General features: G+C 52.6%; 23 protein-coding genes and 1 pseudogene. 19 read left to right on the top strand and 5 right to left on the bottom strand.

Annotated features, from left to right (window positions below):
- Positions 1-315 (top strand): annotated as a pseudogene (locus GY33_RS21325) (IS3 family transposase); the annotation flags it as partial.
- A gap of 252 nt (positions 316-567) precedes the next feature.
- Here the strand turns inward: GY33_RS21325 and GY33_RS20370 are convergent.
- The 5 genes from GY33_RS20370 to GY33_RS20380 are packed head-to-tail and all read right to left on the bottom strand — an operon-like array spanning position 568 to position 1,764.
- Complete coding sequence (locus tag GY33_RS20370; protein WP_084184944.1) at positions 568-822, bottom strand: DUF2442 domain-containing protein; 255 nt, start codon at positions 820-822, stop codon at positions 568-570.
- A 13-nt stretch (positions 823-835) separates the two neighbouring features.
- Complete coding sequence (locus tag GY33_RS0107120) at positions 836-1,105, bottom strand: DUF4160 domain-containing protein (RefSeq protein WP_031386674.1); 270 nt, start codon at positions 1,103-1,105, stop codon at positions 836-838.
- Positions 1,106-1,118: 13 nt separating this feature from the next.
- Positions 1,119-1,244 (bottom strand): Rpn family recombination-promoting nuclease/putative transposase, encoded by a 126-nt coding sequence (locus GY33_RS20375; protein ID WP_268746638.1) that lies wholly within the window; start codon positions 1,242-1,244, stop codon positions 1,119-1,121.
- Between the two features lie 48 nt (positions 1,245-1,292).
- Entirely contained in the window at positions 1,293-1,505 is a 213-nt protein-coding gene (locus GY33_RS0107130) for a hypothetical protein (protein ID WP_031386675.1), read from the bottom strand.
- Positions 1,495-1,764: a BrnT family toxin gene (locus GY33_RS20380; RefSeq protein WP_084184899.1), complete on the bottom strand. Its 270-nt coding sequence runs from the start codon at positions 1,762-1,764 to the stop codon at positions 1,495-1,497. The genes GY33_RS0107130 and GY33_RS20380 overlap by 11 nt, the downstream gene beginning before the upstream one ends.
- 585 nt (positions 1,765-2,349) lie before the next feature.
- On the opposite strand from GY33_RS20380, the gene GY33_RS0107140 reads away from it, so the two are divergent.
- The 18 genes from GY33_RS0107140 to GY33_RS0107225 all read left to right on the top strand — a co-directional run bounded on the left by GY33_RS0107140 (position 2,350) and on the right by GY33_RS0107225 (position 19,729).
- Entirely contained in the window at positions 2,350-2,889 is a 540-nt protein-coding gene (locus GY33_RS0107140) for an ORF6N domain-containing protein (RefSeq protein WP_031386676.1), read from the top strand.
- A gap of 276 nt (positions 2,890-3,165) precedes the next feature.
- The gene (locus GY33_RS0107145; RefSeq protein ID WP_031386677.1) at positions 3,166-3,540 is read left to right on the top strand and encodes a four helix bundle protein; all 375 of its coding nucleotides are present in this window, start codon (positions 3,166-3,168) and stop codon (positions 3,538-3,540) included.
- Positions 3,541-3,657: 117 nt separating this feature from the next.
- Entirely contained in the window at positions 3,658-5,460 is a 1,803-nt protein-coding gene (locus tag GY33_RS0107150) for an ABC transporter ATP-binding protein (protein WP_031386678.1), read from the top strand.
- Between the two features lie 59 nt (positions 5,461-5,519).
- Complete coding sequence (gene pseB / locus GY33_RS0107155; protein ID WP_031386679.1) at positions 5,520-6,536, top strand: UDP-N-acetylglucosamine 4,6-dehydratase (inverting); 1,017 nt, start codon at positions 5,520-5,522, stop codon at positions 6,534-6,536.
- 103 nt (positions 6,537-6,639) lie between these two features.
- Positions 6,640-6,927, top strand: a complete 288-nt coding sequence (locus tag GY33_RS0107160; protein WP_031386680.1) for a hypothetical protein — start codon at positions 6,640-6,642, stop codon at positions 6,925-6,927.
- Positions 6,915-8,573: a UDP-4-amino-4,6-dideoxy-N-acetyl-beta-L-altrosamine transaminase gene (gene pseC, locus GY33_RS0107165; protein WP_084184901.1), complete on the top strand. Its 1,659-nt coding sequence runs from the start codon at positions 6,915-6,917 to the stop codon at positions 8,571-8,573. The genes GY33_RS0107160 and pseC overlap by 13 nt, the downstream gene beginning before the upstream one ends.
- Positions 8,574-8,641: 68 nt before the next feature.
- Positions 8,642-9,289 (top strand): pseudaminic acid biosynthesis-associated methylase, encoded by a 648-nt coding sequence (locus GY33_RS0107170; RefSeq protein ID WP_031386682.1) that lies wholly within the window; start codon positions 8,642-8,644, stop codon positions 9,287-9,289.
- Positions 9,286-10,836 carry a UDP-2,4-diacetamido-2,4,6-trideoxy-beta-L-altropyranose hydrolase gene (gene pseG / locus GY33_RS19700; protein ID WP_051822389.1) on the top strand — a complete coding sequence of 517 codons (1,551 nt, stop codon included), beginning with the start codon at positions 9,286-9,288 and terminating at the stop codon, positions 10,834-10,836. Before GY33_RS0107170 ends, pseG begins: the two co-directional genes overlap by 4 nt.
- Entirely contained in the window at positions 10,833-11,891 is a 1,059-nt protein-coding gene (gene pseI / locus GY33_RS0107180) for a pseudaminic acid synthase (protein ID WP_051822390.1), read from the top strand. The genes pseG and pseI overlap by 4 nt, the downstream gene beginning before the upstream one ends.
- A complete protein-coding gene (gene pseF / locus GY33_RS0107185) occupies positions 11,888-12,610 on the top strand; it encodes a pseudaminic acid cytidylyltransferase (RefSeq protein WP_035271527.1) in 723 nt (240 codons plus the stop codon). The genes pseI and pseF overlap by 4 nt, the downstream gene beginning before the upstream one ends.
- Positions 12,607-13,755, top strand: coding sequence for an N-acetyl sugar amidotransferase (locus GY33_RS0107190; RefSeq protein ID WP_031386686.1), 1,149 nt, complete (start codon positions 12,607-12,609; stop codon positions 13,753-13,755). The genes pseF and GY33_RS0107190 overlap by 4 nt, the downstream gene beginning before the upstream one ends.
- Positions 13,752-14,369, top strand: a complete 618-nt coding sequence (gene hisH, locus GY33_RS0107195; protein WP_031386687.1) for an imidazole glycerol phosphate synthase subunit HisH — start codon at positions 13,752-13,754, stop codon at positions 14,367-14,369. Before GY33_RS0107190 ends, hisH begins: the two co-directional genes overlap by 4 nt.
- Positions 14,363-15,133: an imidazole glycerol phosphate synthase subunit HisF gene (gene hisF, locus GY33_RS0107200; protein ID WP_031386688.1), complete on the top strand. Its 771-nt coding sequence runs from the start codon at positions 14,363-14,365 to the stop codon at positions 15,131-15,133. The genes hisH and hisF overlap by 7 nt, the downstream gene beginning before the upstream one ends.
- Positions 15,134-15,155: 22 nt before the next feature.
- Entirely contained in the window at positions 15,156-16,466 is a 1,311-nt protein-coding gene (aepX, locus tag GY33_RS0107205; RefSeq protein WP_031386689.1) for a phosphoenolpyruvate mutase, read from the top strand.
- A complete protein-coding gene (aepY, locus tag GY33_RS0107210) occupies positions 16,466-17,608 on the top strand; it encodes a phosphonopyruvate decarboxylase (RefSeq protein WP_031386690.1) in 1,143 nt (380 codons plus the stop codon). Before aepX ends, aepY begins: the two co-directional genes overlap by 1 nt.
- Positions 17,605-18,621: an aminotransferase class V-fold PLP-dependent enzyme gene (locus tag GY33_RS0107215; RefSeq protein WP_051822391.1), complete on the top strand. Its 1,017-nt coding sequence runs from the start codon at positions 17,605-17,607 to the stop codon at positions 18,619-18,621. The genes aepY and GY33_RS0107215 overlap by 4 nt, the downstream gene beginning before the upstream one ends.
- Positions 18,618-19,040, top strand: coding sequence for an adenylyltransferase/cytidyltransferase family protein (locus GY33_RS0107220; protein WP_031386692.1), 423 nt, complete (start codon positions 18,618-18,620; stop codon positions 19,038-19,040). Before GY33_RS0107215 ends, GY33_RS0107220 begins: the two co-directional genes overlap by 4 nt.
- Positions 19,037-19,729 (top strand): class I SAM-dependent methyltransferase, encoded by a 693-nt coding sequence (locus tag GY33_RS0107225; protein ID WP_031386693.1) that lies wholly within the window; start codon positions 19,037-19,039, stop codon positions 19,727-19,729. Before GY33_RS0107220 ends, GY33_RS0107225 begins: the two co-directional genes overlap by 4 nt.
- Positions 19,730-19,731: the final 2 nt, after the last annotated feature.

Consider the following 19,731-nt stretch of genomic DNA (forward strand, 5'->3'; position numbering starts at 1 on the left):
TTCAAAACCTTGAAATATCATCCCTGTTTCCCTGGAAACTTTGGTTCACAAGAAGACGCTTTGGCCTACGGCAGAACCTTTTTCCCTTGGTATAACGAGGAGCATCGGCACAGCGGTATCGGATTCATGACGCCCGAGCAGGTTCATTACGGCATCGTCCCACAAATCCTGGAAACCCGGTCAAACGCCATGACACAAGCTTTCCTTGCTAATCCCATCAGATGGAATGGCCGTCACCCTGAACTGCCCAAAATCCTCCGGCCCCAAGAAGCGGTCTGGATCAACCCTCCAACCATGATGAAAACGCTACACTAATTTTATGGACCTGGCTGTCTCACTTTCATTGACACATTCCGATGCAGCTGAAAAGTGTTCTTTGCCAAGTCAATGCCGATTACGCTAACTGTACTCATGGGATGGCCTCCTTCAAGGGTTGGTGTGTCCTTGACGCATACCCCTTTTAAAGGGGCGGGGCCATCCCATCACTGTTAATGTCAATTAAGAACCTGTCCCCATTTTTGAGCATGAAGATTTTGACCAAGGGGTTGTTAACATTGAGAACTATAACTATTTCCCTGAATCCATTGGCACAGATGAATCATAGAGGGTTTCGGGCGCTATATCGATATTTCCCGGCCAGACTACTGTCCCATAATCAATAGAGGCACATGCAAATAAACCCGAAGATGTTAAACGATGAAAAGGCTTTTTCCGTAAGTACGGTTTCATGTCAAAAAGGCGTTGTTCGCCATTTTCAAATTCAAGTTCAAGTGTAAAGTCATTTTTCGCATTGACTTTAACCACGTCGAGTAAATCTTCCATGAATAACCTCACATTATTGCAAAGGAGCGATTTTGAAAGGTTCCTCTCCACTGACTGCAAGCTCCCAATTTGCCAAGAGTTCGTCACGGTGGATTTCGATCCATGCTTGAACAAGTTTCATCTGCTTTCCAGGAAGATGTCCCGCTAATATTTGGCCGTCTTCAATGGCTACTGACGCCTTGGCCCCTTGATAGCGGACATGAATATGCGGCAAATTATGACGTACATTGTCTTCGTAAAGCAAGGTAATCAGAATGCCGTAAAACATGCTTATTGTGGGCATACGTACTCCAAAATCAGATGAGAATGGTCAGCATATCCAGCCGGATATGCTCCAACACCTTTGCCGGAAGGTAGTTGGTCAGGAAGTCGGCGGCGACCTCCTTGTGGCTCATGGCTTCCCGGAAGAAGGTGTCGTGGATGTGAAGTCCTCGCGAATCTCGTGTACTCCTGCTCCCACCGCCAGCAACTTACGAAGGATGCGTTGATGAATGGTGCTCGTTGAAGTATTTCCGCAAGGCTTTATTGACCGCTTCCGAATCAGGGAAAAACTTGAATAGGTCGGGCTCGATATAAACCAAATTCGTACCCTCTTTCTGATATTTCTTGGCAAACTTGCCGCGTTCTCCAGATTTAATGAGTTCAGAGGGGTACTCAGAGCGTAAGGTTTCGCTATGATTCATATGCTGTACGCTCCTTGCGGGTCATGTGTCTTGCTGAAATGATTCGGATTACCCCTGTACGTTCTGTAAACGATACTACGAGATGCCTTCCTTTGGAAGATGAGCCGAAAAGCAGGTAGCGTTCTTCACCAAGTGAATGGTCTGGGTCTGGTACGCAGGACGAAAAATCATCTCCAAAAACTTCTGTTGCTTCGTTGAAAGACACACCGTGTTTTTTCAAGTTTAAGCGGGTTTTTGACTCATCCCAGGTGAAATCCATTGCTCACCGTTCTATTTGCCATAAAAAATCACCAGGAAGTCGGCGGCGATCTTCTATGGCTCATGTTTCCCGGAAAAATGCGACGTGTTTTTTGTTGATTTCGCTCATGAATCTCGATAGTAGACGAGCATTTACGTCAAGGCAAGACCGTCGGGCTACCCCCCGACAGCACCGCCCAACCGCTTCATCAAATGCACCTACCTCCATTCCGCCACAACCATGTTCGAACACCGTTCCCAACCCAGGCAGCGTCACCAGCTGATGACGTCCTCGACCTTGGGCCGGCCGGGGTGGTCGCCGTAGGTGGAGCTGCTGGCGGCATACACAAAGCGGCGCACTCCGGCGTCTCTGCCGACCATTAAATAAGGCAGGCTTTTTTAACCAGGAAGAACACACTCTTGACGAGACCCCGGCGTAAGGCATATCGACAACTTTCAGGAATTTGTGAAAGTAGAGTTCGGAGCGGGTGGGAAGATTGGCAGCTCATAAGCTCGTAAGCTAAGATAAAGATAATAAGCTGGTAAGCTGCGTAAGCCGCTCGTAAGCATCTCATCATCTCATCATCTCGCCAACTCAAAAATCGCCATGGACATCATTCGATTCGAAAACGTCGAGAGCAGGATTCTAGAAATCAGAGGGTTCAAAGTCATTCTGGACAGCGACCTGGCTGAACTTTACGGCGTGGAAACCAGGGACATCAATAAAGCCGTCAAAAATAATCCGGATAAGTTTCCAGTCGGATACCTGATTGAGCTGACCAAGCAAGAGTTTGACGATTTGCGGTGGAAATTTTCCACCGCAAAGTTATCAAAAACCAGGGTCATGCCCAAGGCCTTCATCGAGAAAGGGCTGTACATGCTGGCCACGATACTCAAAAGCCCGCAGGCTGTTCAGACTACTTTCACCATCATCGAAACATTCGCCAAGATCAGGGAGTTGTCCCGAAGCGTAAAAGCCCTTGCGGAGGTTAAAGACAAGGATGAGCAAAAGAGCCTGATGCAAAGAAGCGGGGAGATCATTGCCGAGGTTCTCGATGACGACTTGCAGACAACGGATACGGAAACGACCATTGAGATCAATTTTGCAGTATTGAAGTTCAAACACTTGATCAAGAAGAGGAAATAGATTGAAGATTGAAGATTGCGGGTGGGGAATGTCGCAGAGAGCAGATCAAGAGAATCTAGCCATCTTCCATCTTAACATCTTGTAATCTTAACATCTTGTAATCTTCAATCCGTAATCTTCCCATCTTCCCATCTTGAAATCTTCCCATCTTAAAATCTTCTAATCTTCCCATCTTGAAATCTTCCCATCTTAAAATCTTCTAATCTTCCCATCTTGAAATCTTCCCATCTTAAAATCTTCTAATCTTCCCATCTTGAAATCTTCCAATATTATGCCATGAAAAAGATAGAACAATTCGAGGATCTTGAAGTCTGGCAGTTGGCGCGAGAGTTGGCCAAGCAGGTTTATTGCTTGACAGCCGGCAAAAATGTGGCCAGGGATTTCGGGCTGGTTGGGCAGATGCAGCGGAGCGCCGTGTCCGTGATGGCCAATATTGCCGAAGGGTTTGAACGGAGATCAAACAAGGAATTCATCCACTTCCTCTCCATTGCCAAGGGATCCTGCGGAGAAGTGCGCAGCCACCTCTACGTTGCCCTGGATGTCGGCTACATCAACAACGATGAGTTCACCCAAGTGTCCAACCTCGCCGAAACCATCTCCAAATCCATCGCCGGCTTCACAAAATACCTCAAATCCAAGGATTCAAAATAATGCAATCTCCCCATCTTTTCATCTTCAATTTTGCAATCTTTAGTCTTTACGTCTTGCAATCTCCCATCTTCTAATCTTTAAATCTTCCAAATCTCCTAATCTTCAAATCCACAACCCATGATTTTTTCCCAAATCCTCCACTACTTCTCGGTCTACAAGAAATACATTGGCCGGCGGCTGTATATTGTCTTCATCCTGACCGCCCTGGCCGCGATAACCGAGGGGTTTGGCATTGCCATGCTTTTGCCGCTTATTGACGCGGCCGGCGTGGGCCTGGGTGGGGAGGGCATGGAGCAGTCCGGGGTCAAGGCTGCCTTGCAGGGGGTGCTGGATTGGTTGGGCATTGGCACGTCCATGGTTGGGATATTGCTATTCATTGCGTGCGTGTTTCTGTTCAAGGGATTGATCATTTTTTCTGCCGGGGCGTATCAAAGCCATCTCAAATCGCAACTAATGCGAGAAATGAAGGCCCTGATGTTTGATAAGTATTCAACTATGACTTACGGGTATTACACTAGGCGCAGCACGGGCCATTTTATAAATGTGCTAAATGGTCAAATTTCTGGCCTTATCGGATCATTCAGCAATTACAAGAAATTTCTTTGTACAATTATTACAACCTCTGCGTATTTCGGAATGGCTTTTTTTCTGTCCTGGCATTTTGCGCTTATGGCTGTGGTTGCAGGGGGAGTACTTCTGTTTCTTTTTCGAGGCCTGAACAACTATGTACATAATTTATCGCGAAAAGCTGCCAATGAAGCGACCACGTTGAATAAATTCATTGTCCAGGCCATGCAATCCTTTAAATATTTGGCATCCACGGCACAAATGGGTTATATTAGAACCGGGGTGATGCAGAGTATTCACAGATTGACTGCTTACATGCGGAACAAGGACATTGCCCAGGATCTGACCACGGCCTTGAACGAACCTGTGGCCATTTTTTTTATCCTCATGGTGATCGTCATTCAGGTGGCCGTGCTGGATGCCTCTCTGGCGCCGATTTTCGTAGCCCTGATTCTTTTCAACCGGGCTATTGGAGGGGTTTTGAACATTCAAAAATCTTGGCAGTCCACTTTGAGCAATATCGGTTCGCTGGAAGTCGTGGAAAAGGAGTTCAAGGCCCTTGAAGAATTCCAGGAAGACGCCGGCACGATTCAGCTCAAGCCGCTTGCCCAGGGCATTGAACTGAGCCATGTCAGCTTTGCCTACGGCAAAGGCAGTGACGACGTACTTAAGGACATTGCCTTGACCATCCCGGCCAACGCCACGGTTGCTTTTGTGGGCGAGTCGGGCGCGGGTAAATCCACTCTCGTAGACATGCTCACCTTGATGCTTCGGCCCCGTGGTGGGGAGCTTTTGATTGACGGGATTTCCAGTAGCAAGGTAAATCTTGCCTCGTGGCGCAGCCAGATCGGGTACGTGTCCCAGGAAACCGTGGTTTTTGACGACACCATTGCCAACAACATCAGCCTGTGGAAGGACGACTACAACCAAGATCCCAAGGCCCGTGAGCGGATTGAACTCGCCGCCAAACAGGCCTATGCTGAAAAGTTCATACAGGACTTGCCCGATCAGTTTAATACATTTGTTGGCGATCGGGGTGTGCGCCTGTCCGGTGGACAGCGGCAGCGGCTTTTTCTGGCCAGGGAACTCTACAAGAACCCCCGTCTGCTCATCCTGGATGAGGCCACCAGCGCCTTGGATTCCGAGTCCGAGAAATACATCCAGGAAAGCATCGAGGCCTTACGCGGCAGGACCACGGTGGTCATCATCGCCCATCGCCTGTCCACCATCAAGAATGCGGATTATATCTATGTACTGGATAAAGGCAAAATCATCGAGCAGGGATCTTTTAATCAACTTTTGTCCACGAACAATGGACGTTTCAACCGGATGGTGGCGTTGCAAAGCTTGTGATGCTTACTCTAACCAATAGCTCATCAGCTCAACAACTCATCAACTCAACAGCTTCTATCATGCTCAACAACAAATCCATTCTCATCACCGGCGGCACGGGTTCATTTGGCAAGGCGTTCGTCAAGACGGTTCTGGAACGCTATCCAGATGTGAAGCGTTTGGTGGTCTATTCCCGTGATGAACTCAAGCAGTTCGAAATGGAGCAGGAATTCGATAGTCGAAAATATCCGGCCATGCGCTTTTTTATCGGCGACGTTCGCGATTTTTCCCGCGTTCGCCGCGCCCTGGAGCAGATCGAGATCGTGGTGCATGCCGCGGCACTCAAGCAGGTACCTGCCGCCGAGTACAATCCCTTCGAGTGCATCAAGACCAACATCCTCGGCGCTCAAAATATCATCGAGGCCGGTTTGGATACACCAAGCGTCCGCAAGGTGGTGGCCTTGTCCACTGACAAGGCGGCCGCGCCAATCAATCTTTACGGCGCGACAAAACTTTGCTCGGACAAGCTGTTCATTGCAGCCAACAATATCAAAGGTGGACGGGATATTCTGCATACCGTGGTGCGCTACGGCAATGTCATGGGTAGCCGGGGTTCGGTGATTCCCTTTTTCCTGGACCGGCGTAAAACCGGCATCCTTCCGATCACCGACCCAGCCATGACCCGGTTCAATATCTCCCTGCAGGAAGGCGTGGACATGGTGCTTTGGAGCATTGAAAATGCCCATGGAGGCGAAATTTTCGTGCCCAAGTTACCTAGCTACAGAGTCGTGGATGTGGCCGAAGCCATTGGTCCTGAATGCGAAAAGCCGGTGATCGGCATCCGGCCTGGTGAAAAGATCCATGAGGAAATGATCACGACAAGCGACAGCCATTGCACCGTAGACCTAGGGAAATATTTCGCCATCCTGCCCACCACGGGCAAGCATGGTACGCAGCATTACTGCGACCAGAATGGATGCAAATTGGTTACGCCTGGGTTTGCGTATAATAGCGGGACGAATGACGAGTTCTTGACGGTTGACCAGTTGCGGGAACTGATCCGGTTGCATGTTGACCCTGATTTTGTCTCCAAATAGGATTGTTGTCCACGAATCGCACGAATTTTCACAAATAGATGCTTCATAAATTTGTGTCCATTTGTGCCAGTGTGGAAAAATTCTTCCCCCTTGGATGCATGATATGCAACACTATGAATACATTGGCGAAGTGCTACCCGACGGCAGGCTGCCTATTGCTCCTTCCATCGCCAAAAAACTGATTCCTGGTCAGAGGATCAGGGTCAGGATTGAGCAAATACCTGATGCACCTATTGCCACTGGGAAAAAGGAATTGGATGCTGCCACACTGCGGCTTCTGGAGCGAATGAAGAATGCCCGACCTCTTGGCGCTCCGGATGATCCTGAGAGCCTGCGTCACAGCGTGCTGTTCGAGGAAAGGATGGAGGAAAAATTTCCATGGAGGGGGTAGATAGCAATATCTTGATTTATGCCTTTGATAAATCTTCCCGCTTCCATGTCCAGTCACTGGAGTTTATCCAGGAAAAAACGCAAACAAGTCAGTTAGCCGTTACGGAATTCAGCTTGTTTGAATTTTACGGGGTCATCACGGACGGTCGAAAAATAGGGATGCCGTTGGCCCCTGGTGAGGCTTGGGATGTTATCCGCGATTTTTATGAAGCCCAAAGTTTTGCGGTGCTTCCCTGTACGTCCGCCTGTTTGCGCAAGGTACTGGAGAACGCAGAGCGTTTTTCCGTGAAGCGAAATGATATATATGATTTTCTCATCGCAACCACGTTTCAAGAGCATGAGACAACTACGGTCTATACGCTGAATACCAAGGACTTCAAAAAATTTGACTTCATCCAGGCTGTCAATCCGTTTTCTGATATTTCCCAGACTTCTGATCCCCGACCTCGGACTACCAATCCCGGATACATCCCCTACGGTCGGCAATCCATATCCGAGCAGGACGTTGCCGCGGTTTGCTCCGTGTTGCGCTCCGACTTTCTGACCCAAGGCCCGAAAGTCCCTGCTTTTGAACAGGCCGTGGCCGAGTACTGTGGGGCAAAACATGCTGTTGCCGTCAACTCGGCCACCAGCGCCCTGCACATTGCCTGCTTGGCCCTGGGGCTCGGGCCGGAAGATTGGCTTTGGACCTCGCCCATCACTTTTGTTGCCTCGGCCAACTGCGGCCTGTATTGCGGGGCCAAGGTGGATTTCGTGGATATTGATCCGCGCACGTACAATATGAGCGTCAGCGCCTTGGAGGCCAAGCTGGCCCAGGCCGAGCAGACGGGTTGCCTGCCCAAGGTGGTCGTTCCAGTGCATATGTGCGGTCAGCCGTGCGAGATGCAAGCCGTTCACGCCCTGTCCCGGGAGTACGGGTTTCGAATCATCGAGGACGCTTCCCATGCCATTGGTGGCAGGTACAAGGGCGAACCCGTGGGCAACTGCCGCTACAGCGACATCACCGTATTCAGTTTTCACCCGGTGAAGATCATCACCACGGGTGAAGGGGGCATGGCGCTGACCAATGACCAGGGACTTGCGGAGAAGATGGCGTTGTTGCGCAGCCACGGGATCACCCGTGACCCAACGCGGATGACGGGCGAATCAGACGGTCCGTGGTATTATCAGCAGATCGACCTGGGCTTCAATTATCGTATGACCGATATTCAGGCCGCTTTGGGTTTGAGTCAGTTGCAGCGCCTGGATGCCTTCGTTGCCCGCAGGCGTGAGCTTGCCCAGCGCTATGACGAGCTTTTGCCCGAGCTGCCCGTGGTCATCCCTTGGCAGCATCCGGACGGGGCCTCGGCGTGGCATCTGTACGTGATCCGGCTGCGAGCCGACGCGGGGCCTGCTACGCATCGCCAAGTTTTCGAGACAATGCGTCAAAATGGCATCGGCGTGAACCTGCACTACATCCCGGTGCACACTCAGCCGTACTACCGGGAATTCGGCTTTAAGTCCGGTGACTTTCCTGAAGCGGAAAGATACTACCAGGAAGCCGTCTCTCTGCCTCTGTTCCCGGCCATGGCCGAGGAAGAACAGGATCGGGTGGTGGGAGCTCTGAAAAGATTTCATCCCACGGAACACACGGAAGGACACGGATAGGATAATATTAGGATCAGACGACAGCATATATTATTTTCACTGCTTGAATAATTTAAACGAGGCCTCTGATGAATGAAACAAGTTATGCTACCGAACAGGAAGCTTTCTGGGCCGGACAATTTGGCGCGGAGTATATTGACCGGAATAAGAGCCATCAACTTATTGCTGCCAACATATCTCTTTTCAACCGTGCACTCCGCATGGCCGGACCGATTCATTCCTGTATTGAATTCGGCGCAAACATAGGCTTGAATTTGGCAGCCCTTCGTATGCTTTATCCGTCTCAAAAGCAGTATGCCGTTGAGATCAATAGACAGGCGACAGCGGAACTTCGAGCACATATTCCTGAGGACAATATTTTTGAGATGTCAATTCTTGATTTTGATGCAGAAAGCATTCCGGATGGCAAATGTGACTTGGTGCTCAGCAAAGGGGTGCTTATTCATATCAACCCTGATATGCTGCAGCATGTATATAGCCGACTTTATCAGGCTACGAACAGGCATATTCTTCTGGCTGAATACTACAATCCTTCTCCTGTTGATATTCCATATAGAGGGCATAAAGGTAAGCTTTTCAAGAGAGACTTTGCAGGGGAGATGCTTGATAGATTCCCGGATTTAAAACTTATTGACTATGGTTTTGTCTACCATCGGGAAAAAGCATTTCCGCAAGATGACATCAACTGGTTCTTGCTGGAAAAAATTACGGCATGAACATCGCCATCCGTGTTGACGCATCTTTGCACATTGGCACCGGCCATGTCATGCGTTGCCTGACCCTGGCCGAAGTGCTCCGTGCCAAAGGTGCCCGGGTTGTCTTTATCAGCCGTGAGCTTCCAGAGCATTTGCGGGAGCTTGTCGCAGGGAAGGGGATTGAAGTCGTCAGGCTGGGGGAGTCTGGTACGGATAACACCCCTGAGCAAGCTGATCCTTCACCACTTGCTCATGCATCCTGGCTTGGGACGACGCAATCCTCTGACGCCATAAAGACCATCACGGCCATGGAGAGCATCGCTCCCTGGGACTGGGCCATCGTTGACCATTACAGCCTGGATTATCGCTGGGAATCAGCCGTGCGCAGAGTTGCAGACAGAATCATGGTCATTGATGATCTCGCTGACAGAAAACATGACTGCGACCTGTTGTTGGATCAAAATTATTTTCAGGATACAGGGAAGCGCTATCAAGGCCTCTTGCCCGACAAGAGCCAAACGCTGCTTGGTCCCAAATACGCTTTGCTCCGCCCGGAATTCCGCCAGGCCAGGAAATTCTGCCGCATGCGCGGAAACGGCATTGCGCGGGTATTGATCTATTTTGGCGGCAACGATCCGGACAACCTGACCGGCATGGCTCTGGGGGCCATGAACGACATAAGCTTATGTCACCTGCTTGTAGACGCCGTGATTGGCCCCAACAGTCAGCATCAGGCGCAACTTGAGAAGCAAGCGGCCAATCGTCCCGGCACATACCTGCATATCCAGCCGGAGGGATTCACCGAACTCATGCTCAGGGCGGATATTTGCATTGGCGCGGGTGGTTCAACAACCTGGGAGAGGCTTTGTCTTGGCCTGCCCAGCCTTGTGATCACCGTGGCAGAAAACCAGGTGGCTTTTACTGTAGAGTTGGATCGGGACGGACTTGTTTCCTGGATTGGCAGAAAAAAGGACATTTCGGCCTCGGATATCAGAAAGGCCTTTGTTCATGAAATTGAGAAATTGAAGATACAAGCGCTTTTCTCGAATGCACCTGCTCCCGTGGATGGTCTTGGGGCCTTGAGGGTTGCGGAAAAAATTTTTCCTTCGGGAAAAGAGGAGCTTTCTCTTCGCAAGACTTGCCGTGAAGATATGGACCTTTTTTACTGCTGGGCTAATGACCCATTCGTTAGGGAAAATTCTTTTCAGAAAAACCCAATATCCTGGCATGAACATGTAGCCTGGTTCAACAACAAACTGGAATCAGGATTAGCAAATATTTTGGTCATGCAGACACGTTCTGGTTTGCCCGTAGGCCAAATACGCTTTGATAGAGATCAGGAAGTTTTGAATATCAGTTACAGTTTGGATCCAATCGCCAGAGGACGAGGATGGGGGGGGCAGCTGATAGAATTGGGAAGCAATGCAGTCAGGAGTACAGCCCAGGGAAAGTTCATTCAGGGCAAAGTGAAAACAAGCAATCCAGCCTCAATGCAAATATTTCGCAAACACGGCTACACCGAGACACTAGAAAACGGTGTGATCACTTTCAGGAAAAGTATCCAGTGATCAGTATTGCTCAGAGAAAAATTTCATTACGTGATGAGCCGTTCATTATCGCCGAGATGTCCGGCAATCACAATCAGTCCCTGGACCGGGCACTGGAGATTGTGGAAGCCGCAGCCAGGTCCGGCGCTCATGGGTTCAAGCTGCAGACCTACACTCCGGACACCATGACATTGGACCTGAGTGAAGGCGAGTTTTTTATTTCCGATGACAAAAGCCTCTGGAAGGGCCGCTCGTTATTCGATCTCTATCAGGAGGCCCATACACCCTGGGAATGGCATAAGCCTATTTTCGAGAGGGCCAGGGAGTTGGGGCTAATTGTCTTCAGCACACCGTTTGACGAGACGTCCGTGGATTTTCTGGATGCCCTGGATGTGCCTTGCTATAAGATCGCCTCTTTTGAAAATGCGGACATTCCCTTGATCCGCAAAGTGGCCTCCACGGGCAAGCCCATGATCATCTCCACGGGCATGGCCACCATTGCCGAGTTGGACGAAACGGTCCGCACTGCCAGGGAAAACGGGTGCCGGGATATCGTGCTCTTAAAATGCACCAGCACTTACCCAGCCACTCCAGAGAATACCAATATTTTGACTATCCCGCACATGCGAGAGTTGTATGGCTGTGAAGTGGGCTTGTCTGACCATACCTTGGGTATTGGCGCTGCCGTTGCAGCCGTGGCCTTGAGCGCAACGGTCATTGAAAAACATTTCACCTTGAGCCGGGCGGATGGCGGTGTCGATGCGGCTTTTTCGCTTGAGCCCCATGAAATGAAGAACCTGGTTGAAGAGACTCAGCGGGCTTGGCAGGCTATGGGGAAAGTGCAGTATGGTCCCATGGAGGCGGAAAGGAAGTCCATGGTCTTCAGACGTTCTCTGTATATAACTCGTGAACTCAAGGCAGGCGATGTCCTGACCAGGGAAAACGTCCGTTCCATCAGGCCGGGGCACGGTCTGCCGCCGAAATATTTGGACGTGGTGCTGGGAAAGTTCATGACCAGGGATGTGAAGATGGGCACGCCACTGTCCTGGGATTTACTGGGAGGACCACTGTCTTGAGGCGTATCGCGGTCATACCCGCCCGGAGCGGCAGCAAGCGCATACCGAACAAGAATATCCGGGAATTCGCCGGTCGGCCCATGATCTGCCATGCCATCAACGCCGCGCTGGAGGCGGACATCTTCGACAAGGTCGTCGTCAGCACGGACTCCGACGCCATCGCGGCCATTGCCGAAGCCTGTGGCGCTGCAGCGCCTTTTCGTCGACCGCCGGAACTTTCCGACGATCATACCGGGGTGGCACCCGTCCTGTTGCATGCCATTGATCAGTTGGAGCGTGTCGGCGAGATAATCCATGAGGCCTGCCTGATTTACGCCACAGCGGCCCTGGTAACAGCGGCAACTCTGCGGGCAGGGTTGATGGTTTTGCGGGAAAAAGGGGCTGATTCCGTTTTCAGCGTGACAACGTTTCCAGCACCCGTCTTACGAAGCCTTGTCCTGGATGACCAGGGGCGGTTGCGCATGGCATGGCCGGAGCATGAATTGACACGGTCCCAGGATTTGCCAGAGCATTACCACGACGCGGGGCAGTTCCATTGGGTGCGCGTGGATGCGTTTAGGAAATCGCAACGCATGTATATGGACCAATCCTGGCCGGTTTTCATCCCGCGACACCGCGTGCAGGACATCGACACCCCGGAGGACTGGCAACGGGCCGAACTGCTCTTTACGGCAGCGAACATTTCTCATCACTATGGACAAGGAGACGGGATAAGATGATCCGGTATTGCACTTCGTGCCTTTTTCCAGAGACAAAGCCTGACCTGGAGCTGGACAAGGATGGCGTATGCAGCGCCTGCATCTATTATGCGCGGCGCAAGGAAGTGGATTGGGACGCCCGGAAGGAAGAGCTGGTCGCGATTCTGGAGCGTTATTGCTGCCAAGATGGGTCGCGTTACGACTGCATCGTGCCCAGTAGCGGAGGCAAGGACAGCCATTTCCAGGTCACCAAGATGCTGGAGCTGGGCATGAATCCGCTGGTTGTCACAAGCACCACCTGTGCTCCTTCCGACATTGGGAAGCGCAATATCGACAACCTCAAAGACCTTGGCGTGGATTATGTTGAATTCAGCTATAACCGGCCGGTACGGAGAAGGCTGAACCGTTTTGCCCTGGAGCAGATCGGCGATATATCCTGGCCGGAGCACGTAACGATTTTCACCGTTCCGGTGCATTACGCCGTCAAGTTCAATGTTCCGTTGATCATCTGGGGAGAGAACTCCCAAAACGAGTACGGCGGTCCGGCCGGGGCCGCGGAGAATAACGCCTTGAATCGGCGCTGGCTGGAGGAATTCGGCGGGCTGCTTGGCCTGCGGGTCACGGATCTGATCGGCCAGGAAGGCATCGAGCAGAAGCATCTGATCATGTACACCTATCCCAATGATCTGGATCTTCAGCGCACAGGCGTCACGGGCCTCTTTCTGGGCTACTTTGTCCCCTGGGACGGTTTGCAGAATGCTCTTGTAGCCCAGAGCCGCGGCTTTGAAACTTGGCCCGGCTTTGTGGAAGGAACCATTGCCAACTACGAGAATCTGGACAACCACCAAACCGGCATTCACGACTATTTTAAATATTTGAAGTATGGTTTCGGCAGAGCCACGGACTTGGCCAACCTGCATATTCGTCGGGGACGGTTGCGTCGCGAGGATGCCCTGGAAATGGTCAAAATCCACGACGGTCGCTTCCCCTGGACGTACCTGGGCAAGCCCATCGAGGTAACGCTCACGGAGATCGGGCTGACCCTTGATGCGTTCATCGCCATTTGCGACCGTTACACCAACAAGCGCATTTTCAAGACCGATGCCAAGGGCAAGCTGGTCAAGGACAATGGGCGTCCGGTCAAGATCAACCACGACAACCCATGAAACGCATTGCCATTATGGATTACGGGATGTGCAACCTGGACTCCGTGGCCAGGGCCGTGGCGGTTTGCAAGGCAGAGCCGCGCATTGTCCGGGAAGCCGGAGACATGATCGACGTTGACGGCCTGATCCTGCCGGGGGTAGGGGCATTTCCGGACGCCATGGATGAGCTGGATCGCCTGGGCTTGAGCTCCATCATTCGCGAAATGGTCTTGGACCAGGGCCGCCCTTTTCTTGGCATCTGCCTGGGCATGCAGCTTATGGCGGACGAAGGCACGGAAGGTGTAAGCCGTGCCGGTCTTGGGTTGTTGCCGGGGAGGGCGGTTCGGCTTGTGCCTGATACCAACCAAACCCGCATCCCGCATGTCGGATGGAATGAGGTACATCATACAGCGCCGTCTGCGTTGTTTGTTGGAATCCCCAGCGGGACGGACTTTTATTTCGTGCATAGCTACCACGTTCAAACCGAACCTGACCACATATTGGCCACGACCCCCTATTGCGGCGGATTCGTCTCCGCGGTTGGACACGGGACTATTTTCGGCACCCAATTCCATCCGGAAAAAAGTCTCACGTCCGGACTGAAGCTTCTGGAAAATTTTCTTGCGCTATGTTGAAGATCCGGATCATTCCCACATTGCTGCACAAGGGGCTCGGGCTGGTCAAAGGGGTTGGTTTCAATTCCTGGCGCAGGGTGGGCAGTGCCTTGCAGAGCATCAAGGTGTACTCCCTGCGGGGGGTGGATGAGTTGCTCTTCCTGGACATCAGCGCCACCCCGGAGAACCGCCCGCCAGATTTTTCAACCATTGACGACCTCGCCGATGAGTGCTTCATGCCGCTGGCCGTGGGCGGAGGCGTTCGGTCCGTTGAGGATGTGCGCCGGATGTTGCTGGTCGGCGCGGACAAGGTTGTTGTCAACAGCGCGGCTGTGTACGACGAAGGCCTTGTTCATGAAGCAGCCAAGCGGTTCGGTGCCCAGTGCATCGTGGTTTCCATAGACTATCGGCAGCATGCCGATGGAAGCCGGGAAGTGTTTGCGCATTGCGGAACCCGCGCCACCGGGCTGGACGCCGTGCTGTTCGCCAGGCGCATGGCCGACGCGGGGGCCGGGGAAATTCTGCTTACTTCCATCGAGCGGGATGGGGCCATGAACGGGTATGATATTGAGGGCATAGCAAAGGTGGCTGAAGCCGTGGGCGTTCCCGTCATCGCGTCCGGGGGCGCGGGAAGCTACGAAGACATGTATCTTGCCATAACGCAAGGCGGCGCTGCCGCTGTTGCAGCCGCAAGCATCTATCATTTCACCGAAATGACACCCCGCGAGGCCAAGGTATATCTGCATGGAAAAGGTGTGGCCGTGCGGATGAATAACAACACATAAGCCAACCACTTTTGGAGTTCAAATGGAAAATCAAAAAGCAACCGTCTACATCGGCATGACCATCGACATCCTGCATCATGGCCATATCAACATCATTGAAGAGGCGCGCAAGCATGGTCAGGTCATGATTGGTCTTTTGACGGACGCGGCTGTGGCGGACCACAAACGATTGCCTTATCTGACCTGGGAACAGCGCAAAAAGATCGTGGAGAACATTGCCGGCGTTGTTCAGGTCGTACCGCAAGAAGAGTGGGAGTACGGGCCTAATCTGCGTCGATACAAGCCGGACTTTATGGTGCATGGGACGGACTGGCTTGAAGGGCCGTTGGCTCCATATCGTGACTCGGCCCTTGCGGCATTGAATGAGTATGGAGGCAAGCTTATTGAAGTGCCTTATACCCGGGATGTTTCATCCAGCGCCATGGCAGAGCAGCTCGTGGCGCTAGGCACGACCCCGGACATCCGGCGCGCCACCATGCGTCGCCTGCTTTCATCCAAGCCCCTTTCCCGGTTCATCGAGGCCCACAACCCTATCTCGGCCTTGATCGCCGAACATGCTCGGGCGGAGGTGGGCGGCAAGGTGCGGCAGTTCGACGGGTTCTGGTCCAGCTCGCTGACCGACTCCACGGCCCGGGGCAAGCCGGATATCGAGGCCCTGGACATCAACAGCAGGCTGGCCAACATCAGCGACATCTTCGATGTGACCACCAAGCCCTTGATCATGGACGCGGATACCGGCGGCAAGACCGAGCATTTCGAGCTGCATGTCCGCAGCATGGAACGGCTGGGCATTTCCGTATCCATTATCGAAGACAAATGCGGGCTGAAGAAGAATTCCCTCTTTGGTACGGACGTTTGCCAGACCCAAGAGGAAATCGAGCCCTTTTGCGAAAAAATCCGGGCTGGCCGGGCAGCGCGGGTCGGCGAGGACTTCATGATCATCGCCCGGATCGAGAGTCTGATCTTTGACAAAGGCGTGAACGACGCCCTCAGACGCGCTGTAGCCTATGCAGCGGCCGGGGTTGATGGGATCATGATTCACAGCCGGAAGAAAGCACCGGACGAGATCTTTGAATTTGCCAAACAGTTTCGTAATAGTTTTCCCAATCTACCTCTGGTTTCCGTGCCCACGAGCTACAACGTGGTGACGGAAGAGGAACTGGAGGAGCATGGCTTTAATATCGTGATTTATGCCAACCATCTGATGCGGGCCGCATATCCGGCCATGCAGAAAACGGCGCAACAGATATTGCGACATGGCCGGTCTCTGGAAGTTGATTCGGAACTGATGAGCATCAAGGATGTCCTTGAACTCATTCCTGGAACAAAGTGATGATCAACCCGCAAGATTTTTTATCTGCTTTGAAATCTGTTGGCATTGAATTCGTCGCAGGCGTGCCGGATTCCCTCCTGAAACATGTCTGCGCCTGCATGTCGGATTGCCTTGCCCCTGATCGGCATGTTGTTGCGGCCAATGAAGGTGCTGCCGTAGGGCTGGCCATCGGGCATTTCCTGGCAACAGGCCGCCCCGGGCTTGTATATATGCAGAATTCCGGACTGGGGAACACGGTTAATCCGCTGGCGTCTCTGACCGATCCTGACGTCTACGCCATCCCCATGGTTTTGTTGATCGGCTGGCGCGGTGAAATGCTTGCAAACGGTGCACAGAAAAAGGACGAGCCTCAACATGTCAAGCAGGGGAGAATAACCCCTGACCTTTTGGATGTCCTGGGCATTCCTTACCGCGTCGTGGGTGCCGACACGGACGTTTTGGTCTGCCTTCAGGAACTGAAAGCACACGCTGTTGCACGTTCAGGGCCGACGGCAATGGTTGTCCGCAAGGGGGCTTTTGCTCCCTACCAGTTCAAGGGTGCCAGAGAAGAAGGCCATCTTCCAAGCCGTGAAGAGGCCATTCATGCCGTTTTGAAAGCCCTGCCGAATGACGTGCCCGTTGTGTCCACCACCGGGATGGCTTCTCGTGAAGTTTTCGAGCACAGGAAATTTTCACAGGCAGGCCATCACCGCGACTTTTTGACTGTGGGCGGAATGGGGCACGCTTCCTCGATAGCGGCGGGGATAGCCCTTTGCAGGCCAGAGCTTAAGGTCGTTTGCATCGACGGGGACGGGGCTGTCCTGATGCACATGGGCTCGCTTGCCATCACCTCGCAGCGCCCCAACATGCTGCATATCGTGCTCAATAACGGTGCGCACGACTCTGTGGGCGGGCAGCCCACCAGGGCCGCCGAGATAAGCCTGGCCCGGATCGCTAAGCAATGCGGGTATGCTCTGGTCCAGGAAACAGCGAGTATTGAAGACACCACCGAGGCCCTCCGGGGAATGCTCGAATTCCCGAACAGCTGCCTGTTGGAAATTCGTTGTCGACGAGGCAACCGGCCAGACCTGGGCCGCCCGGATCGGACGCCTGTCCAAAACCGGGATGATTTCATGGAGTTCCTGGGGGCCGCAAAGAAATGAGTACCAAACAAACCATCCAGTCTTTGGTTGATCAGCGCAACAGCGCCAAGCTGCTTTTCACCGCCGGTCCGGCCAGCCTGTTGCCGGAAAACCTGACCGGGCTGCAGCCGTGCTTTGGACGTGGGGACCAGGAGTATCTTGCAGTTGAGGCGGATGTCTTAAACACGCTCATGGCAATGAGCGGGCACAAGCAGATTGTCAGGATGCAGGGCTCCGCGAGCCTAGCCTTGGAAATGTCCGCAATGAATTACCTGACCGGCGACGTCCTGATCGTGGCTACGGGTTATTATTCAGACCGGCTGCACTGGCTGGCGGAGTCAGCGCGCAGACGGACAGGCACCGTCAAGACGGTAACGCCTGTCTCCTGGCAGGACATGGACGGTGTTCAGGGCCAGTACGACTGGGTCTGGGCCTGCCCTACGGAAACCAGCTGCGGCCTTAAAATTCCCATTGACGCATTGGCCACCCTGGCTGAGCGGACCGGCGCAAGGCTGATGCTGGACGCCACGGCGTCCATCGGCCTTGAGTCAGGCCATCACCAAGCGGACGTCATTGCCTACAGCTCCTGCAAGGGACTGTTCGGGCTGACAGGGGCATGCTTCATTGCCTTCAATGAACTGCCGGACCATGAGCCTGATTCATTTTATCTCAACCTGGGCACGCACCTGGATAAAAAGATGACCGGCCCGTACCACGCCATCCTATCCTTGGCAGACGTTCTGCCCCGGCATGACTTTTTTCGGGAGAGCGTGGTCATCAACAAGGAGCGTTTTTTGCGGGAAGTGCGCGACTGGCTGAGCCAACCCGCGGAGCATCAGCCGTTTCTCTGCACCCATGTCCGCTGTCACATTACATCTACCGACCCGAGGGCGATCCTGTATCAACCCCGCAACAACCTGGGGGGCAGTGTTGTCTGTCATCTGGGCGAGGTGCATTTGGGTGGAGGCGCTCGAGGCGACATTCTTGGCGCACTTCAATGCGATACGCTCAACACAAGGGACATGTCGTCATGACAAACGAAAAACCAAAGAGAATCATGGTGGATATGTCGGCGACACTGCTGCACCATGGTCATATTCGGATTCTGAAGGCGGCAAAGGCCATGGGTACTGTGGTTGTGGCCCTGACCATTGACGAGGACGTAAAGGCTCACAAAGGGTATCTGCCTGAATTGCGATACGAGGAGCGCAGAGAGGTTCTGGAAGCGATCCGCTACGTCGATGAAGTTGTCCCGACCAGATGGCTCATTGACGAAGCCTTTCTGGACCAGCACACCATTGATCTCCTGGTGCACGGGGACGACAATACCAATCGCATCAATCCCGACAGGCTCGTTGTCTTGCCCCGCACTCAAGGAATCAGCAGCAACCTCATGCGGTGTCGGGTGCTCGAGTCCGTGTCACAAATTCTTCAGGCGAGGGAGAAAAAATGACGCAGAGCTGGAGAGAAATCTGGAATAAACGAACGGCTCATGGAAAACTAAATCTGGCAGACTTAATCAATTTGGACGGATTTGACTCCGGCGCCGGGAAGATTGCAGTAGAAGATTGGCGCTTATATGCGTTTGCAATGGCATCAAAGCTGGGATTGCGAGATGGGCATAGCATCTACGAGGTCGGTTGTGGGGCAGGAGCTTTCCTTTTTGCACTACGGGAGCGATTGAAGCTTTCAATCGGTGGTCTTGATTATGCCTCCGGTTTGATCCAGGCTGCATGTTCCGCATTGCCTGACGGCCATTTTGAGGAACGTACTGCTGATTCCCTGGAAGTGTGTCCGCAATATGACTTTGTGATCTCCAATGGCGTTTTTCATTATTTTGATATGGCTATTGGGGCAAAAGTGTTGGAAAAAATGATCCGAAAAGCACGAATTGCTGTTGCTGTCATGGAAATTCCGGACTTGGCGCACAAGGACAGCGCGGAGGCTATTCGAAGAGATGCCTTGTCTCAGCAGGAGTATGAGAAGAAGTACGCAGGGCTGGAGCATACCTATTATTCCAGAAGTTGGTTCATCGAACAGGCGAGGGGCAAGGGCTTGTCATGTGAAGTTTTTGATGGTTGCGTTCCAAATTATGCACAGAATTGTTTCAGGTTTGGTGTAATGATTTCTGTGGCGAGATAAGA

This window comes from Desulfonatronum thiodismutans, assembly GCF_000717475.1.
Classification (GTDB): domain Bacteria; phylum Desulfobacterota; class Desulfovibrionia; order Desulfovibrionales; family Desulfonatronaceae; genus Desulfonatronum; species Desulfonatronum thiodismutans.

Excerpts from the sequence above, each read along its gene's own strand:
- GY33_RS0107225 (WP_031386693.1), top strand. The coding sequence starts at position 19,037 with ATGACGCAGAGCTGGAGAGAAATCTGGAATAAACGAACGGCTCATGGA.
- pseB (WP_031386679.1), top strand. The coding sequence starts at position 5,520 with ATGCTCAACAACAAATCCATTCTCATCACCGGCGGCACGGGTTCATTT.
- GY33_RS20380 (WP_084184899.1), bottom strand. The coding sequence starts at position 1,764 with ATGGATTTCACCTGGGATGAGTCAAAAACCCGCTTAAACTTGAAAAAA.
- aepY (WP_031386690.1), top strand. The coding sequence starts at position 16,466 with ATGATCAACCCGCAAGATTTTTTATCTGCTTTGAAATCTGTTGGCATT.
- hisF (WP_031386688.1), top strand. The coding sequence starts at position 14,363 with ATGTTGAAGATCCGGATCATTCCCACATTGCTGCACAAGGGGCTCGGG.
- GY33_RS0107150 (WP_031386678.1), top strand. The coding sequence starts at position 3,658 with ATGATTTTTTCCCAAATCCTCCACTACTTCTCGGTCTACAAGAAATAC.
- GY33_RS0107160 (WP_031386680.1), top strand. The coding sequence starts at position 6,640 with ATGCAACACTATGAATACATTGGCGAAGTGCTACCCGACGGCAGGCTG.
- GY33_RS0107170 (WP_031386682.1), top strand. The coding sequence starts at position 8,642 with ATGAATGAAACAAGTTATGCTACCGAACAGGAAGCTTTCTGGGCCGGA.
- GY33_RS0107120 (WP_031386674.1), bottom strand. The coding sequence starts at position 1,105 with ATGCCCACAATAAGCATGTTTTACGGCATTCTGATTACCTTGCTTTAC.
- pseC (WP_084184901.1), top strand. The coding sequence starts at position 6,915 with ATGGAGGGGGTAGATAGCAATATCTTGATTTATGCCTTTGATAAATCT.
- GY33_RS0107145 (WP_031386677.1), top strand. The coding sequence starts at position 3,166 with ATGAAAAAGATAGAACAATTCGAGGATCTTGAAGTCTGGCAGTTGGCG.
- GY33_RS0107140 (WP_031386676.1), top strand. The coding sequence starts at position 2,350 with ATGGACATCATTCGATTCGAAAACGTCGAGAGCAGGATTCTAGAAATC.
- GY33_RS0107190 (WP_031386686.1), top strand. The coding sequence starts at position 12,607 with ATGATCCGGTATTGCACTTCGTGCCTTTTTCCAGAGACAAAGCCTGAC.
- GY33_RS20370 (WP_084184944.1), bottom strand. The coding sequence starts at position 822 with ATGGAAGATTTACTCGACGTGGTTAAAGTCAATGCGAAAAATGACTTT.
- aepX (WP_031386689.1), top strand. The coding sequence starts at position 15,156 with ATGGAAAATCAAAAAGCAACCGTCTACATCGGCATGACCATCGACATC.
- pseG (WP_051822389.1), top strand. The coding sequence starts at position 9,286 with ATGAACATCGCCATCCGTGTTGACGCATCTTTGCACATTGGCACCGGC.
- GY33_RS0107215 (WP_051822391.1), top strand. The coding sequence starts at position 17,605 with ATGAGTACCAAACAAACCATCCAGTCTTTGGTTGATCAGCGCAACAGC.
- hisH (WP_031386687.1), top strand. The coding sequence starts at position 13,752 with ATGAAACGCATTGCCATTATGGATTACGGGATGTGCAACCTGGACTCC.
- GY33_RS0107130 (WP_031386675.1), bottom strand. The coding sequence starts at position 1,505 with ATGAATCATAGCGAAACCTTACGCTCTGAGTACCCCTCTGAACTCATT.
- GY33_RS0107220 (WP_031386692.1), top strand. The coding sequence starts at position 18,618 with ATGACAAACGAAAAACCAAAGAGAATCATGGTGGATATGTCGGCGACA.